Source organism: Chryseobacterium arachidis (assembly GCF_900129245.1).
GTDB classification, from domain to species: domain Bacteria; phylum Bacteroidota; class Bacteroidia; order Flavobacteriales; family Weeksellaceae; genus Chryseobacterium; species Chryseobacterium arachidis.
Genome location: NZ_FQUT01000001.1, coordinates 358,024 through 374,509 on the forward strand (window position 1 = coordinate 358,024; position 16,486 = coordinate 374,509).

The 16,486-nt window shown below is 35.0% G+C and carries 12 protein-coding genes; 7 read left to right on the forward strand and 5 right to left on the reverse strand.

Translation table 11 applies throughout. The features are described from left to right. Positions 1 to 147: 147 nt before the first annotated feature. Positions 148 to 927 carry a dihydropteroate synthase gene (gene folP, locus BUA89_RS01655; protein WP_143152258.1) on the forward strand — a complete coding sequence of 260 codons (780 nt, stop codon included), beginning with the start codon at positions 148 to 150 and terminating at the stop codon, positions 925 to 927. 49 nt (positions 928 to 976) lie between these two features. On the opposite strand, the gene BUA89_RS01660 is transcribed toward folP, so the two are convergent. From BUA89_RS01660 to BUA89_RS01670, 3 genes are all read right to left on the reverse strand, one after another. Next, a complete protein-coding gene (locus BUA89_RS01660) occupies positions 977 to 1,213 on the reverse strand; it encodes a hypothetical protein (protein ID WP_072952888.1) in 237 nt (78 codons plus the stop codon). A 53-nt stretch (positions 1,214 to 1,266) separates the two neighbouring features. Then, positions 1,267 to 3,474, reverse strand: coding sequence for a DUF5686 family protein (locus tag BUA89_RS01665; protein ID WP_072952889.1), 2,208 nt, complete (start codon positions 3,472 to 3,474; stop codon positions 1,267 to 1,269). A 143-nt stretch (positions 3,475 to 3,617) separates the two neighbouring features. Next, positions 3,618 to 6,074 (reverse strand): DUF5686 family protein, encoded by a 2,457-nt coding sequence (locus BUA89_RS01670; protein ID WP_072952890.1) that lies wholly within the window; start codon positions 6,072 to 6,074, stop codon positions 3,618 to 3,620. Positions 6,075 to 6,431: 357 nt separating this feature from the next. Here BUA89_RS01670 and BUA89_RS01675 point away from each other — a divergent pair, with 357 nt between their 5' ends. Beyond that, positions 6,432 to 6,611, forward strand: coding sequence for a hypothetical protein (locus BUA89_RS01675; protein ID WP_072952891.1), 180 nt, complete (start codon positions 6,432 to 6,434; stop codon positions 6,609 to 6,611). A gap of 67 nt (positions 6,612 to 6,678) precedes the next feature. On the opposite strand, the gene BUA89_RS01680 is transcribed toward BUA89_RS01675, so the two are convergent. Then, the gene (locus BUA89_RS01680) at positions 6,679 to 8,520 is read right to left on the reverse strand and encodes an ATP-binding protein (protein ID WP_072952892.1); all 1,842 of its coding nucleotides are present in this window, start codon (positions 8,518 to 8,520) and stop codon (positions 6,679 to 6,681) included. A 610-nt stretch (positions 8,521 to 9,130) separates the two neighbouring features. On the opposite strand from BUA89_RS01680, the gene BUA89_RS01685 reads away from it, so the two are divergent. Next, positions 9,131 to 9,823, forward strand: a complete 693-nt coding sequence (locus BUA89_RS01685; protein WP_072952893.1) for a hypothetical protein — start codon at positions 9,131 to 9,133, stop codon at positions 9,821 to 9,823. Positions 9,824 to 10,350: 527 nt separating this feature from the next. After that, positions 10,351 to 10,644 (forward strand): GIY-YIG nuclease family protein, encoded by a 294-nt coding sequence (locus BUA89_RS01690; RefSeq protein WP_072952894.1) that lies wholly within the window; start codon positions 10,351 to 10,353, stop codon positions 10,642 to 10,644. A gap of 697 nt (positions 10,645 to 11,341) precedes the next feature. Here the strand turns inward: BUA89_RS01690 and alaS are convergent. After that, complete coding sequence (gene alaS / locus BUA89_RS01695) at positions 11,342 to 13,945, reverse strand: alanine--tRNA ligase (protein ID WP_072952895.1); 2,604 nt, start codon at positions 13,943 to 13,945, stop codon at positions 11,342 to 11,344. A 229-nt stretch (positions 13,946 to 14,174) separates the two neighbouring features. Here alaS and BUA89_RS01700 point away from each other — a divergent pair, with 229 nt between their 5' ends. From BUA89_RS01700 to msrB, 3 genes are all read left to right on the forward strand, one after another. Then, complete coding sequence (locus BUA89_RS01700) at positions 14,175 to 14,729, forward strand: sigma-70 family RNA polymerase sigma factor (protein WP_072952896.1); 555 nt, start codon at positions 14,175 to 14,177, stop codon at positions 14,727 to 14,729. A 10-nt stretch (positions 14,730 to 14,739) separates the two neighbouring features. Continuing rightward, on the forward strand, positions 14,740 to 15,012 hold the full coding sequence (locus BUA89_RS01705) for a hypothetical protein (protein ID WP_083531571.1): 273 nt from the start codon (positions 14,740 to 14,742) through the stop codon (positions 15,010 to 15,012). Between the two features lie 312 nt (positions 15,013 to 15,324). Beyond that, positions 15,325 to 16,431, forward strand: a complete 1,107-nt coding sequence (msrB, locus tag BUA89_RS01710) for a peptide-methionine (R)-S-oxide reductase MsrB (RefSeq protein WP_072953275.1) — start codon at positions 15,325 to 15,327, stop codon at positions 16,429 to 16,431. Positions 16,432 to 16,486: the final 55 nt, after the last annotated feature.

The following is a 16,486-nucleotide window of genomic DNA, read 5'->3' on the forward strand; positions in this document are numbered from 1 at the left end:
GGATAAATTTCAATTCATCATTCTAAAATGTCTACTCATAAATCATCCAACTCATTACCTCTCCAATCCCCAAACTCTCAAACTCACCAACTCTCTCCCTCAATCAACTGCAACGGAAGATTAGTAGATTTAACAGTTCCGAAAATTATGGGAATTTTGAATCTAACTCCGGATTCTTTTTCTGATGGCGGAAAATTTAACAATGAAAAATCAGCCTTAGAACAAACGGAAAAAATGCTGAAAGATGGAGCTGAAATTATTGATATCGGACCACAATCAACAAGGCCGAATGCCGAATTTCTAAGTGCTGGAGAGGAAATCAGAAGAATTGGAAATATGATTTTATTAATCAAAAAAGAATTTCCTGAAGCTTTGGTTTCTCTGGATACCTTTTATTCCGAAACGGTAAAATTTGGCTTTAATGAAGGTATGGATATCATCAACGATATTTCCGGCGGACATTATGACAACAATATGTTTGAGACAGCCGCAGAAACAAAGCTTCCTTACATTTTAATGCATGTAAATCCTTCCTATGAAACAATGCATGACAAAATAAAATTCGCAGATATTACGCTTTCTGTGAATCAGTATTTTTCTGAAAAAACAGCTGAATTATTGGAAAAAGGGGTCAGTGATATTATTCTTGATCCCGGCTTTGGATTCGGAAAAACAGTAGAGGATCAGATGAAAATGATCGATGAGGTTCGATATTTAGGTTTTGGGAGATTTCCTTTGCTGATAGGGATTTCAAGAAAATCTTTTATTTATAAGCCTTTAGGAAAATCTTCTTTAGATATCAACGAAGAAACGCAGAAATTACATATAAAGGTCTTACAGCAAGGCGCAAAAATTTTGAGAGTTCACGATGTTGCGGAAGCAAAGAAAACGATTGACCTGTTCGAGAGTGGGAGCGTTGTAGAGTAATAGTTCCTGAGAAAAACTCTATTACTCTTTACGCTAAAACTCTCCGACATTAATTAAGATCCGCCAATTTATCAGCAAACTGTTTAGAAAACTCTTTTCTGTCTTCTTCCAGTTTTTCCTGTTCCGAAGGAAGAATATAATTGAAAAGGATTTTATCTTCGTCATCCAGAAAGATAATTTCTTTCTCGCTTCCGTCAATCATCTGAGCGAAAATTTCCCACATGGAAGTATCTTTTAATTTTAATAATTCGAAAAACTGTTCTGCTTTTATTTCGATTTTTTGCATTGTTTTATTATTGATTTTTTATTGCTCATTACTCATAACTTATTGTTCATAAATCAAAATTCCAATAGTTTTAATTTAAACTGAATCGCAAAGTTCTGCATAAAATTCGGAGTGGTGTAATATCCGACCCTGTAAAATAACCCCAAATTGAAGTAAGTGGAAAGAAAATTATTCCATTCCAGACCAACTTCCTGATATAAATGATTTAACGGGCGGAATTTAAACTGATGATATTCGGGATATTTCATATTACCGATGGTTCCTCTTAAAACAAAGTCGAAGCTCGAAATATTCTGTCCGAAACTTTTAAAATACCAGGGAAGTTTATGGGTAAAATAATAGGCTACAAACCTGTCATTGTAATATTTTCCGCCTTCCAGTGTTGCAAAGCCAAGAAATGAAGTAAGGTTAAAATTAAAGTCCCTTCTTGGTGAGGCCAGTCCGTTCATGGTAAAATTTTTCCAGATGGGGGCATCTCCAAAAACCATTCCACCATATAATCTGAAGCCTGTTGTTCCGAATCTTGTTTTAAAATTATGTACGAAAAGTGCATCAAAACGGGTATAATTAAAATCTCCGCCAAAAATTTTATAACTCTGTTCGTAGTTAAAATACAGCTCAGGATATTTTTGGTCGATCAGAGATTTTCCCTGTGGGGTCATCAGATTCGTAGAATTGGGAGAATACTTTAGAGTAAATAGTGTATTGAAATTATCAAATGACGAACCTCTGTCTCTGAAAGAGTAATCGAACATGGCTTCTTCAAGATTTCTTCTGGCTGCAAACACGAGAGTTAAGCCATTTGTCACATCATTTAAGTACGAAACGGAAGCTCCTTTGTAACGATAATACCGATCATTGTTGAGGTTGTTTCCATAATTTGCCATTCTCATTTTAAAGTTCCAGAGTCTTCTGTAAAATTCTCCGGAAGCCGTTACATCATCGTAATAATCAACTCTGAAATAAGAGTCTTTTTCCAAAGTTGTTTTAATATCCAGACCGATTCTGTATTTCCATTTATCATCTTTGAAGCCGTATGCAAATGTATAATCAGGCGAAAAATAGGGATTGAAATTTTCATTCAGCTTGGCTTTTAAGCCTACTCTGAAACCTTCATACAGGTTATAATTAACGATCTCATCCACCGCAAAATCCACAACACCGACTTTGATCTGTCCATTCAGTAACAACCCTCCTAAAACTTTCGCTTTACGGTCAATATTGTATTTTTTTCCTAAACTGTCGATAGTTTTATACGTGTTTTTTTCCCGTTCTGTCAAAGGATCGGTGCGATACTGATCGAGGGTTTTTCCATCGATGTTTTTTACGGAAAAAGTATATCCTTTAAAATCGTTTTTATTGTTTTCTGTAGGCGATTTATAATCAAAATATCTTGAAGTCAGAAAAGCATAAGTTCCGAAGCTCTGCTTATTTTTTTTGTCGTGTTTTTCATTGGGGTGTTCTTTATCATCTTCTTCCATCGCCATATTGCTCATTTTCAACTTTACGGTTTCGTGAGCCAGAAACCACTTGTTATTGAAATAAGTCCAGGTGCTGGTAATAATTCCGTCGTTTTTATTTTTACTGAAATTTTCAATTTTTTTAACGCCGTAGGTGTCGGTATCTATATAAATAGCTCCGTTATATTTCCTCTTTTTGTCGGGTTTTTTATAATTCACTTCTCTGAAGCGGATGACGAAATTTTTTCTCCCGTCCATGTCAATTGTGTCGGTGAGAAAGAATCGGTAAAGTCCGCGGTTTTCCTGTTTCAGCTGATCGGGAAGTTTGTCTCTGTTGCTTTGCTGAAGAGCGATCATTTCGTAGATCGGCTGTTTCAGTCCGGAAATTCTATTGTCGAGAATATTGATTTTTTCACCGTATTTTTTAGCGTATAAAAATTCCTGAGCCCTTTCCCAGAGAAAGAGTTTGCTTTTTGAAAATATTTTTCGGGCAGATATGTTGTTTAATGAATCTTTTTCTCTTTTTTTCTTGAACATTCCGGTTTCCTCGAAAAACTTGTTGAACTGCGCAATGCTGTCTTCATCAATATCCAGAGAAATTTTTTCGTAAGATTTGTAAGAGTAGGAATCTAATGTTTTCGGAGAATTTTCATGGAAGTACTGATTTACTTTTTTCAGAATTTCCAGTGCGCGCGGATCGCTTTTATCTTCTATCACAACGCCCTCAATAGAGGTAACTTTTGATTGTGAAAAACCAAAAATGCAGATTGAAAGACATAAAAACAATAAAATCCTTTTCATAGAAAACTTGCCAAAATTAATGATATTTATTATCCTGGAAAAGTTTTGTTAATTGATATTAATGTCAGGTTTCATTGGAATTATCTTTCAAAACAATAGAAAAAACTCCCGGATAATTCGGGAGTTTTATAAATAATCAGGTTTTAATTTAAAAGATTAAACCTCAGCTTAATTCCAAAATTGTCTTTGAATTCGGAAGTCTGATAATGTCCTAACCTATAGGAAAATCCAACTCCGAAACCCGTACCCAAAAATCGGTTCCAGATAAAGCCGACTTCCTGATAGAAATGATCAAGCACCTGAAACTGGAACTGATGATCTTCTCTGTTTTTCATGTTCCCGACCGCAGCCTGATATTCCAGCTCAATGTTGGAATATCTTGTTCCGAATGTTTTAAATCTGAAAGGCAGGTTTTGAGAAACTTTAAAGGCAACAAATTTATCGGCAAAAAAAGTTCCTGAAGGCATCGTTGTAAATCCTAAATTCGAAGGTGTACTGATGTTTGAAGACCATGTGTCAACATTTGTATCGTTTTGCCCGGCAATTTCAAAGTTTTTCCAGATCGGAGCACTTCCCGAAGAAATTCCGCCGAAAAGCTTGATGTTGGTAGAGCCTAATTTAGATCTGAACTGATGAATAATCAAAGCGTCAACTCTGTGATAATCCAAATCTCCGCCCAAAGTTTTAAATCCTTTTTCATAATTCATAAAAATCTGAGGATAAGCTTTTTCATAGGTGTACTTTCCGCTTGGCGTCATAATATTCTTATCATTCGGAGCAAATTTTAAGGATAATGTGGCACTTGTATTATCGAAACTGTTCCCTAAATTTTGATACTGATAATCGAAAAGAGCCTGCTGTTTTTCTTTATTTACGGCAATTTTCATGCTTAATGAATTGGAAATATCATATAAATAGGAAGCTCCCCATTTCTGATTTTTGTAAAAAGTACCGTTGTGAAGATCAAGGTTGATATCCGAAACTTTCATCATCATATCCCACATAGTATTGCTGAATCTTCCTGCCGCAAAAACATCATCCACATAGTCGATACGGAACACAGAAGTTCTCTTGTCAGACAACCTTACATCAAGTCCCAAACCGTATTTCCAGCGATGGTCTTTAAAGCCATATCCGAAATATCCGTCCGGAGAAAAAGTTTTACTGAATTTTTCATTCAGTTTCAAACCTGCTCCCAAACGTATACCCTGATATTGATCGTAACTGAAAAGTTTGGTAATATCAAAATCAATCATTTTATAGCGGATATTTCCTCTCAGCAGTTGGGTTAAGGTGGTTAATTTTTTCTCAAAATTATGTTTCTGTACGAGGCTGTCGATATTGGTGTAGGTAGCGCTTTCTCTTGCCGTAAGACTATCGGTTCTGTATTTTTCCAAAAGGCTGCCGTCTGCGTTTTTCATTTCCAGAGAATAGCCTTTAAAATCGGAGGCTTTTTGTTTCTGGTTCAGTTCAAAATCGAAGAAACGGTTTTTTACGTACAGGTAGCTTCCGAATTTTTTTCGGTTGTATTTTACAGTCTGTCCCGACTTCAAGCTGTCTTTTTTAGAGGTATTAAAACTTTGGCTGCCCATTTTTAATTTGATGTCTTCATAATCCAGGAACCATTTTCCGTCAATCGGTTTCCAGACAGAGACAATATCGCCTTCATTCTGTTTTTTGTTCTGACTTTCAAACTTTTTCAAAGCATAGGTTTCTGAATCCACATAGATTTTTCCGTTGAATTTTCTCGGATTCTGCTTCTTTTTATCGATAATTTCCTTGAATTTGATGACATAGGTTTTCCTTCCGTCAATCTGCAAAGTATCGGAAAGATAGAAATTAAAGAGTTTTCTGTTTTCCGGTTTCAGCTGTCTTGGGGTTCTGTCCAGATTAGAAATATTAATGGCTAAAGCTTCATAAATAGGGTTTTTAAAACCGGACATTCTGTTGTCGATGATATTGGTTTTTTCGCCAAAACTCTTGGAGTATTTGTATTCCGTTGCTTTTTCCCAAAGAAACATCTGGCTTTGCTCGGTGGCACTGATAAAATCTTCCGCCGTTAAAGAATCTTTTTTATCTTTTTCTTTCTGCTTAAAATCTTTTTGATCCACCTTTGAAAGCGAATCTTTTCTGATCGCCAGAAAGTTTTTATACACATCCACAGAATCTTTGTCCACGTCTAAAGAAAATTTGCTGTACGATTTAAAATTGTAGGAATCCAGAGATTTCGGAGAGTTTTCTTTGGCTCTTTTATTGAGTTCATCCAGAATTCTTAAAGCTTTAGGATCACTTTTATCATTAATAACCACTTTATCAATATTGCCCACTTTTTCTGACAAAGGCTTCATCGAAACTTCCATCGATTTTTTTACATCTGCCAGAATATCTTCAAAATTACTCGCCAGAATTTCTACCTTTTTACATTTGGTTTTAAAGGACAAATTACCGTTGAAATCTGTTTTCCCGAGAAGTTCATCATCACAGTAGACGGCTGCATTGTGGATGGGTTCTTTATTGGCTTTACTGATAACTTTCAGTTGAACCTGTCCGAAAAGTAATGCTGTTGAGAATAAAAACAGTGAAAATAAAAGTCTGGTCATTAATCTTGTTTATTAGTAAGACAAAACTATTGATAAGAAGGTTACAAAACTTCATGAAAAAATATAATCTTTTGTTAAAAATAAAATGGGTTGTGTTTCAATTGAATAAGATTGATTTTTCAGTGTATAATTTCATTAATGAATGAGAATTGAAATTTTATTTAAGAGTTTTTAAGGCTTTCTGAAAGTCTCCAATATTTCTAAAATTTGAATTCCGTCGGTTTGAGTAAAAATTATTATAAGTTATAAGATTACAAATCAAAAACAACAATTCAAAAATCTATTTTTTTTATTTAAATTTTAAACTATATTTAAAAAAATAAATTAATGAAAAAATATTAATTTACAATTACAGCGATGTATTCAGTAGCCCAAGGAGGTAACAAAGAAATAGCCAAATTTGAGTTCTATGCACAAGATAAGGAAACTGCTATAGCTATAAAAGAAGCTTTGCAAGAAGCATATTATTGTTCTGGGAAATTCCGACCTAATCCTAGACAGGAAAGTGAGATAGTAGAATTTTTTGAAGAAATTTAAAACAAGCACTCAATTGAGTGCTTGTTTATTATATATCTAGTTATAATAATATTTAGAGAGAGTGAATCTATTGTGTTGAAAACTTACTTTTAATAAAGTTTAAAAATGTACTGTTACGAGCATCTGCGTCTCGTACGACGGCATCAATATCCCACATAAAAATTCCAATTGGAATTGTCATTTTCGGCCGTAATGAAATAGCTACTTCAGTTTCTGTATAATATAATTTCCCACTTGAATATAATTCGGTAAAACGGCCAGATAATGCTAACTCAATTTCATCGTTAAATTCGATAATTCCATAATACCAAACACGCTGTACCTTATTATTATAATATTTATTTAGATTTCTCGCACGAGTTTCTAACTGATTAATAGTTTTTAAGTTATCATATTGATTAACCCCACGTTTTTTAATTTCAACTATCACCACATCAAAAGGCTTATTTTCGTTGGGATTATTTGAAAAAATGAAGGCAAAATCAGGTCTATCTATATCTTTTTCTACTTCCTCATCAACCAAATAAGTAACTAATTCGGACATTTCTCTATCACTTAAAGTGACTTCATATGTCATGTATTTATCATCTAAAAGCCAAGAATTATTTTTATAAATATCATTTATGAGATTCTCTTTTAAAAATTTCCCATTCTTCCCTTTTGATGCGATAATTTCATGTAAATAAGTCTCTGAATCATCTTTAGTAGAATTTCTAAGTTTTTCAATAGTTAGTTGTCTAAATAAAATATATTCCGTTAAAGCTCTATCAGAAATTTCGAGAGATTTTTTAAACTGTTCATCGGTTAACTGAGTTGCATCAAGCAGTTCTTTTTGTGCCTTAAAAAATTCTTCTTGAGCATTTCTTAGTATTTCGTTTCTTTTAATGTAACCTATATTATCAGTGTCAAAATAACCATTTAAATGAGGATATCTGTCTATAAGACTAGTTTTAATTTTTTCATTGGTGACTTTTACGCGCGGAATATGTTTTTCTATCAGTGATGTAACTTTTTTTCGAAATAATTTCTGTATCTCTTTTAATTCCACTTTGGTAAGTGTTAGATTTTGTCTTGCCGCATCGACTTTTCCTGTGAAAAAATCTGAGAAGAGTAAAAAAATCATTTTATATCCAGTTGGAATATTTTCATCTGCCACCAATTCTACTTTAAAGGTTCTATTATCAACAGATATAGCTGATATTAGTGCCGTTTCATGTGGATCACATTTTTCAATCGAATAATATAATTGAAAATTTTCATACAAGTTTAGGCTACTATCGTCAATGTTCACACATTGCATATCGGGTATTTCGCTGCTTGTTAGAAATTCTTTATAAGATTTACCGTCAATTGTGGCAAAAATATTTATTTCAATAATCCTATTTTCGATTTTATATTTAAAAAGTCGTGAGTAAAACTCTTGTAGGATTCTTTTTTTTAAGAATTGTGGATATATATATTCAGATTTTGCTATTTTTTGCAATGTATAACTTTGCATTTTTAATGATGTGCCAATTTGTTCAGAACTATTACTAATAATGCTAAATTTTTCTTCTTCAAATTGTTGATTAAAAGTAAATAATCGTTTTTTGTCCTTTTCAAATTGACTCTGTACAATTATTTCGTCAAAGTAACACAAGTAGACAAGCCTTCCAAGACCTTTGTGTGAACTTTCCTCAACATCAAATAGATTTGAAAATTTTTTATATCGATTATCATCAAATCCAACCCCGTTATCTATAATTTCTACAGTTAATGTTTCGGGTCTATTTACTGCATCAATTGAAATCTTAATATCAATTAGTGTTGCACCAGCATCCATAGCGTTACTTAAGGCTTCAAAATACACCATTTCAAGTGATGAATTTCCAAAAAACATTTTTACAGCTTGACCTAATTTGACTTTCATAATAATTGATTTCTTTGGTAAAAATATAACAAAAATTTAAATAGGAACTAATAACTATGCCTATTCAAATGAAGTGTATTTATTTATAAGGTTTTCTCATTTAAAAAAATAAAATCCTAATCCCATACTATTCAAAAATATTTTTATATTTGTTTTAAGAACAACCAAAAACAAAATGATGATATTTAAAAATAATCCCGCAGTTCATGCACAGGCTTCCGGTACTTTCGGATTCAAAAAACACAATTTTAAGCAACAACTTATTGAGCTCAAAAACGGATAAAGCGTTACGTTAGATCGCTCAAGGAGTTTGAAGACTGCTTCAACCGTTTAGAAATAACGTTCAGGCATTTCGTTAAGACCAGCAACTCCTTCGAAAGGTCGTACAAGTGTTTCGTAAAGGCAATCAACTGGTTCGAAGAAGCAATCAAGTAGTTCGAAGAGGGAATCAACCGCTTCGAAGAGCCAATCAACCAGTTCGAAGAGCCGATCAAGTACAATTTGTTATTTTCCAATACTTTACAGCCGTTTTGTGAAAATTGCTGAATGAACACAAAAGATAAATTTAGACTTCAATACTATATTTTAAACCCAAAAAACAAAATCCATTATGAAAAAAGAACAGGTTACCCGTACTTTCAGACTTGCAGATTCTGTCCTGAAACAAAAAGCAGATGAATTCATTGCTTTAATCGACAGAGACATCACCGAATTTACAGATCGTGGCTACAACACTGCAAAAAAGACCGAACTCACGACGGCCCGAAACACAGTAGACAGTTTCCCAAGCGATGAACAGCTGGAAGCCATCAAAATAAATCTCACCGAACAAAAAGAAGTCGCCAGAAAAGCATTGGAAAAATCCATGCGTAGTATTTTCAATATGGCGGAAAATGTTTTCGGACAGCACAGTGCCAAATACAAGGAATTCGGCGATGCCTTAATCAGTCAGCAAAGTGATGCGGAAATTGTACGTGTCGCCAAAATCATGAGCCTTACGGCAGAGAAATACCTTACCGAACTTGCTGATGAAGGTTTAACCCCGGAAAAACTAACCACTCTTGTCACACAACGTGATGCACTGGATGTTGCCATCGACAAACAGGCACAAGGAATATCCGATCGTGATGTCTCCGCTGAAGGTAGAGTAGAAGCCCTCAACAAACTTTATCAGCTGCTCACAAAATACGCAGGTATCGGTCAGGATATTTTCTACGAAACCAACGAAGCCAAGTACAACGACTACATCATCTACGACACTCCAAGCGGATTGCAGGAAGTTCCTCCTGTAACTCCGGTGTGAAAAAGTTTGCTCGTCAGTCGCTCGTCAGTTCGAGTGTTTTTCTGTAGCGAAGTGGAAGAAAAATGTATCGAGAACCAATGAACTGAAGGACAAAATCTGTCTTTTTTATCATAGCTTCTCGATACACTCCGCTTCGCTCCGCACTCGAAGTGACGATCGGTTTATATGAAGAAAGTTGCTCCGTTAGTCGCTCGTCAGTTCGAGTGTTTTTCGAAGCGTAGCGTAGAAAAATGTATCGAGAACCGGTGAATCGAAGCACAAAATTTGTCTTTTCAACAAAACTTCTCGATACACTCCGCTTCGCTCTGTTACTCAAAGTGACGTTCGGTTTACATGAAGAAAGTTGCTCCATTAGTCGCTCGTCAGTTCGTGTTTTTTCTGTAACGAAGTGGAAGAAAAATGTATCGAGAACCGGTGAACCGAAGGACAAATTTGTCTTTTCATCACAAACTTCTCGATACAGCTTTTTTGCAAAAGCTTACTCGAAGTGACGGGGAGTATCGAAATAAAGCATTAAACAATTAATCATGCAAACATCATTTGTCTACATATTACTTTGCTCAGACAATACCTATTACACTGGTATCACTGAAAATGTTTACAAACGTTTTGACGAACATCAGGATGGTAAATATTTTGGTTCTTATACCTTCTCAAGACGCCCTTTGCAATTAGTTTATTTTTGTCAGTTTATGGATATCGAACAAGCGATTACTTTTGAGAAAAAGATTAAGAATTGGTCTCAGGCAAAGAAATTAGCATTAATTGAGGGACGGTATGAAGATTTGCCTAATCTTGCGAAAAAGAAGTTTGGTAGATGATATTTTTTCTTATTGATTTATTATGAGTCGCCACCACCGTCAGTTAGAGTATTTTTCAACAAAACTTCTCGATACACTCCGTTTCGCTCCGCACTCGAAGTGACGATCGGTTTATATGAAGAAAGTTGCTCCGTTAGTCGCTCGTCAGTTCGAGTGTTTTTCTGTAATGAAGTGGAAGAAAAATGTATCGAGAACCTGTGAGTCGAAGGACAAAATCTGTCTTTTTTATCATAGCTTCTCGATACACTCCGCTTCGCTCCGTTACTCGAAGTGACGTTCGGTTTATATGAAGAAAGTTGCTCCGTTAGTCGCTCGTCAGGTCGAGTATTTTTCTGTAACGAAGTGGAAGAAAAATGTATCGAGAACCAATGAACTGAAGGACAAAATCTGTCTTTTTTATCATAGCTTCTCGATACACTCCGCTTCGCTCCGTTACTCGAAGTGACGATCGGTTTATATGAAGAAAGTTGCTCCGTTAGTCGGTCGTCAGTTCGAGTGTTTTTCTGTAACGAAGTGGAAGAAAAATGTATCGAGAACTTTTGACCTGAAGGACAAAATTAGTTTTCACATCATAAACTTCTCGATACAATTTTTTTGCAAAAAATTACTCGAATTGACGCGACGATTAGCCTTGATAAAAATAATAAGACAGTCGTAAAAACAACTGTCTTATTATATTTAGAAATACTTTTTAGAATTAAATATTCAAAGCTTTCTGATAAGCATTTTCCAAGCCATCAAGATTTTTTCCTCCAGCCGTTGCGAAACCTGGGTTTCCACCACCACCGCCTTGGATTTCTTTAGCTAAATCTTTAATCAATGCTCCGGCCTGATAAACACCTGCCAAATCATCAGAAACGCCAACGGTAATCATTGGTTTTCCGTCTGCGTCAGACAAAATAACCGTTATAGAAGTCGGGATTTCTTTCTTCAACTGGAAGACGATATCTTTTACCGAACCGGCATCCAAAGAAGTTTTTTTCACTAAAAGTAACTTATCCCCTTTTTGCTCATAAGCACCTTTCCAGTCGCCGATTTCGCCTTTTGCTTTTTCTTTTTTGAATGCTTCAACTTCTGATTTTAATGTTGAATTTTCTAAGATTAATTTCTCGATAGATTTTACAACATCTTTAGATTTCAGTAATTGAGAAAGTTCAGTAATTTGCTTTTCTAAACTTTTGAAATATTCTGCAGATTTATCTCCGGAAATGGCTTCAATTCTTCTGATTCCTGCTGCTGCAGAACTTTCAGAAATAATTTTAAAATGACCAATTTCACTAGTGTTTTTCACGTGAGTTCCACCACAAAGTTCCATTGAGGTTCCAAACTGGATCATTCTTACATAATCACCATATTTTTCACCAAAAAGTCCGGTTGCTCCTTTATCAAAAGCTTCCTGAATTGGGATATTTCTGAATTCCTGTAAAGCAATACTGTCCTTGATTTTTTGGTTCACTTTATCTTCAACCAAAGTCAATTCTTCCTCAGTCATTTTATTGAAATGGGAGAAGTCAAAACGCAGATAATCCGGACCAACGTAAGAACCTTTCTGCTCAACGTGAGTTCCCAAAACTTCTCTCAACGCTTCATGCAACAAGTGCGTTACAGAGTGGTTCGCCTGAGAATTTTTTCTGTCGGTTACATTTACTTTCGCATAGAAAAGTGCACCTGCGTCTTTCGGAAGCCCATTGATTAAAGAAATAATCAATCCGTTTTCCTTTTTTGTATCTAAAACTTCGAAACTTTCCGTAGCATTTTCAAGGACACCTCTATCACCGATTTGTCCACCACCTTCCGGATAGAAAGGCGATTCGCTCAACACCACCTGATAAAATTCTCCGTCTTTATTTTCTACTTTTCTGTATCTTGTAATGTATGTTTCAGATTCAAATTTATCGTAACCAACGAAGTTTTCTTCTCTTTCTTCTAAATTTACCCAATCATAAACTTTTTGTTCAGAATCACCTCTTGAACGATCTTTTTGCTTCTTCATTTCCTCGTCAAAGCCCTTTTCATCAATTGTTAGCCCTTTTTCTTCGGCGATAATTCTTGAAAGATCTGCAGGAAATCCGTGGGTGTCATACAATTCAAAAACCAAATTTCCGGGAACTACAGTTTCTCCTTTGTTTTGGGTGTCTTTGATGATATTGTTGATTCTGATTAATCCATTTTCAATCTTATTAAGGAAAGATTCTTCTTCACTTTTAATGACTTCAGTAACCAAAGTTCCCTGTTTTTCCAATTCCGGGAAGAATTTACCCATTTGCTCCTGAAGCACTGCAACCAACTGATAAAGGAAAGGTTCTTTCATCTCTAAGAATCGGTAAGAATAAGAAATTCCTCTTCTCAAAATTCTTCTGATTACGTACCCTGCACCTCCGTTGGATGGCAGTTGTCCGTCTGCAATCGCGAAGGAAACCGCTCTGATGTGATCTACCACAACACGGATGGCGATATCTTTTTCGTCTTCTAAAATTCCGGTATATTTTTTACCGGAAAGTTCTTCAACTTTAGCAATCAACGGTGTGAAAACATCGGTGTCGTAATTGGAAGACTTTCCCTGAAGCGCCATACAAAGACGCTCAAAGCCCATTCCGGTGTCCACATGTTGTGCAGGTAATTTTTCTAACGTTCTGTCGGCTTTCCTGTTGAATTCCATGAAAACGAGATTCCAGACTTCCACTACTTGTGGGTGGTCGTTGTTCACCAGTTCCAATCCTGAAACTTTAGCTTTTTCTTCTTCGCTTCTCAAATCTACGTGGATTTCAGAACATGGTCCGCAAGGTCCGCTTTCTCCCATTTCCCAGAAATTGTCTTTTTTATTTCCGTTGATAATTCTGTCTTCCGAAATGTGAGATTTCCAGAAATTATAGGCATCTTGATCTCTTTCAAGATTTTCGGAAGCATCTCCTTCAAAAATCGTTACATACAGGTTTTCTTTCGGGATTCCGAAAACTTCCGTCAATAATTCCCAGGCAAAAGCAATAGCATCTTTTTTGAAATAATCACCAAAAGACCAGTTCCCCAACATTTCAAACATGGTGTGGTGATAGGTATCTCTCCCCACATCATCCAGATCATTATGCTTCCCTGAAACTCTTAAACATTTCTGAGTATCGGCAATTCTTGGGGCTTTAGGCTCTTTGTAACCTAAAAAATAATCTTTGAACTGCGTCATTCCCGAGTTGGAAAACATGAGGGTAGGGTCGTCTTTCAGCACGATAGGCGCAGAAGGAACGATAAGGTGGCCTTTGCTTTTAAAATAATCTAAAAATTTCTGACGAATCTCTTGTGATGTCATAATGATATATTGCTTTTGCTTTTACAGATTTTTGATAAGATGCAAATTTAAGGTTTTTAAAGGAATACTAAAATATAGTTTACTGTTTTAAGAGTCTGTTTGAATTTTATCATTTCAACGACGAAGAAATCTACATGCTTATTCATATAAACTTCATGCTGTGTATTTTTTTGTTCTTTCCTTTTAACTTACTATATTCGTGATGATCTGAAAAAGATAAAGCTTGAATATGACAAAAAACGAAACAATTAAAAACTGGATAGAACAATACTCTGAACCATTGCTGAGAAGGGCAGTTTATTTGCTTTCGGATAAAATTGAGGCAGAAGATATTGTTCAGGAGGTTTTTATTTCGGCTTTTTCGTCGTATGATAATTTTGAAGGGAAAAGTAAACCCTTGACATGGCTAATGACGATTCTCAGTAATAAAGTTGCTGATTTTTACCGTAAAAAATATAAATCCGAACCACATATAAAATTAGACCATTTTTTTGAAGAAAACGGTTCGTGGAAAAATGATGATGTCCTTAATGATTGGGATGCCTCCGAGAAAGAAACCGAACTTCTCGACAACGGAGATTTTAATAAAACATTGGAAGACTGTATCGAAGATTTGCCCTCCAGATGGAAGATTCCGATGAAAATGTATTATCTTGAAGAAAAAAAAGCACCCGAAGTGAGTCAGGAATTGAATATTTCTTCGACTAATCTTTGGAAGATTTTACAGCGAAGCAGGATGCAGTTGCGGGAATGCCTGGAATTTAACTGGTTTGCCAAATCATAAGGGATTGAAAATGTTAAGAAAACTAATACATATTATCTTTTTACCTTGCAGTGAAGCCACTTTACTGATGGAAAAGCGAAATGCAGATGACATTTCTCCAAAGGAGAACTGGAAGCTGAACGTGCATCTGAGAATCTGCAAATGGTGCAGGGCTTATAAAGAAAAACTGGAAATTTTAGACAATATTCTAAAAAGAAAACTTTCTCGTGAAGAAAATATTGAAATTAATGATTCTGAAATTCAGAGTTTTAAAGAAAAAATATTTAAAAATTTAGATATTTAATAAAATCGTTGTCAGGATTTTGAAATTGTTCCGACTATACTTTTGAAAATGACAAAGTATTAATTCAAAATCGCTAAAATGAACAGGAAAATCTTAAAACTAAATCAACGGGATTCTTACGAAATCTCTCTTTCATATAAAACCAACTTTGAATATTGATCGTATATAATTATAGATAAATCGAAAATAATTATACTATCATTTCGATAGAAACTATCACTGATTCATCAGTATTTTTAGTCCGAGATTTGTAATAAGAAATTGCAGATTTTTAATTGACCAAAAGAATTAAAAATGAATAAAAAGATAAAAATGAAAAACATATTAATATTGCTTGGAGTAGTTCTGGGTATAGCAGTTTTTGCGACAAGCTGTGGAGATGCCAAACCAAAATCCACAGAAACTAAAAAAGAAAATGAGACCATTATGGACAACAGAAATGTAAAAGAAGTTTATTTTGCCGGCGGATGTTTTTGGGGAACTGAACACTTTTTTCAGCAAATTCGAGGCGTTGTAGGAACCGAAGTAGGATATGCCAATGGAAATAAAGAAAATCCTACCTATGAAGAAGTAGTAAGCCACACCACAGGTTTTGCGGAAACTGTAAAAGTGAAATATGATCCTGAGCAGGTTGATCTCAAACTTTTAATTGATCTGTATTTTAAAACAATTGATCCTACAAGTTTGAACAAACAGGGAAATGACAGAGGTGATCAGTACAGAACAGGAATTTATTCTACTGATAAAGCTACGGAAGCTATCATAAAAGAAGAGGTTCAGAAATTATCCAAGAATTATGACAAACCGGTTTTAGTAGAAACTATTCCTTTGAAAAATTTCTATAAAGCGGAAGATTATCATCAGGATTATCTGGATAAAAATCCGGGAGGTTACTGTCATATAGAGCCGGGATTGTTTGAAATGGCAAGAAAAGCCAACCCGCTTCCTACTAAAAAAGAAAATAAAGAAATGAAATACCAAAAAAAAGATAAAGCCGTACTAAAAAAAGAATTATCAGACGAACAATATAGAGTAACTCAGGAAAATGGTACAGAAAGGGCTTTCCAAAACGAATACTGGGATGAGACCCGTGAAGGAATTTATGTAGATATTACAACGGGAGAACCCTTATTTATTTCAACCGATAAATTTGAATCAGGTTGTGGGTGGCCAAGTTTTTCAAAACCAATTACAAAACAGTTGATTGATGAAAAATTAGACCGTTCTCACGGAATGACAAGAGTTGAGGTAAGAAGTAAAACGGGAGATGCGCATTTGGGGCACGTTTTCAATGACGGACCTGCGGACAAAGGCGGACTTCGTTACTGCATCAATTCTGCTTCACTGAAGTTTGTTCCGAAGGCTGATATGCAGAAAGAAGGTTACGGAGAATATATTTCTCTTTTAGATAAAAAATAAGTGTATTATTAAGTGAGGTGATTGTAAGGACTGTCGAAAGGCAGTCTTTTCTTAT